This window comes from Metabacillus arenae (assembly GCF_014773385.1).
Classification (GTDB): Bacteria; Bacillota; Bacilli; order Bacillales; family Bacillaceae; genus Metabacillus_D; species Metabacillus_D arenae.
In genome coordinates, this window is the sequence record NZ_JACXAI010000086.1 from 1 (window position 1) to 1,076 (window position 1,076).

The 1,076-nt window shown below is 43.2% G+C and carries 1 protein-coding gene; it reads left to right on the forward strand.

Going from position 1 to position 1,076, the window contains the following annotated elements; translation table 11 throughout:
* On the forward strand, positions 1 to 990 hold a 990-nt coding region (locus IC621_RS26255; RefSeq protein ID WP_191162981.1), incomplete at its 5' end, for an ISLre2 family transposase.
* Positions 991 to 1,076 lie beyond the last annotated feature (86 nt).

The window sequence follows — 1,076 nt, forward strand, 5'->3', positions numbered from 1 at the left end:
GCACTAGAAAAACTTTTAGGCTATCCCGTCATCAGCCATGAAGGAATTCGCCAACAGCTTTTGAACACAGAGATCGTTTCAGCGGAACCTATTGTTTTAGAACAACATGTGTTATTCGTTGAAGTGGATGGTCTATACACGAAGAGTCAAGAGAAAAAGAGGAAAGGCAGAGAGATAAAAATGGCCGGTGTTCATCAAGGGTGGGAGGTCAACGGCAAACGAACGAAACTGGTGGAAAAACGTCACTTTATCCATGAAGGCACACGGCCATTTTGGGAAGATTTTGAACAGTTTTTAATGGAGACATACGAGTATGATCCAACCAAGCATCACCTAGTGATTAACGGGGACGGAGCCAATTGGATTACGGCTTGTCGAGACTATTTTCAACATAATGCCACGTTCGTCATTGATCGCTTCCACATTGCCCGAGAAGTTCAACGAATCTTTCGGAATCACCCTAGGTATCGAGCTATTCGCAAGAAGCTCGCAGCCTATGATGTGGAAGGTTTCATGATAGAATTGAACAGCGCCGTAGGAACGGTGGGTCATGAGAAGAAAGAAGAACGTTTAGAGAAACTAATTGACCAGCTTTCACAGTATCCGGAAGCGCTTGACGATTATCGGAAAAAACTTAATAAGAAAGGGATTGATACAAAGAATTTCCGTCCGATGGGAAGCGCGGAGGGAATGATGAGTGTCTTCGCTAAGCGTTTAAAACATGGACGAAGTTGGAGCGAAAAAGGGCTTGATAAATTTATTGATGTCATGGTGGCATTCAAAGATAAACTAGAGATCAAAACCCTTCAAGGGCAGCTCAAGCAAGGACTTGAAAGAACGGAAAGTAAAAAGAACAGTCAACCACCGAAATACTTTGTAGAGAAGCTAAAAGCCAGTGCAGCAGAAGCCACACGTAACAACATGGCCTACCTTCAACAAGCTCTTGGTAAACCGGTTGTAGAAGCTCTAAAGGGACTACGAGGCATTTAAAAAACGAGACATAAGATTACGAGAGACCCCAAACAAAAAGGGGAAGCGTTACCATAAAAAGGTCAGAACAATACACAAAAGAGGAG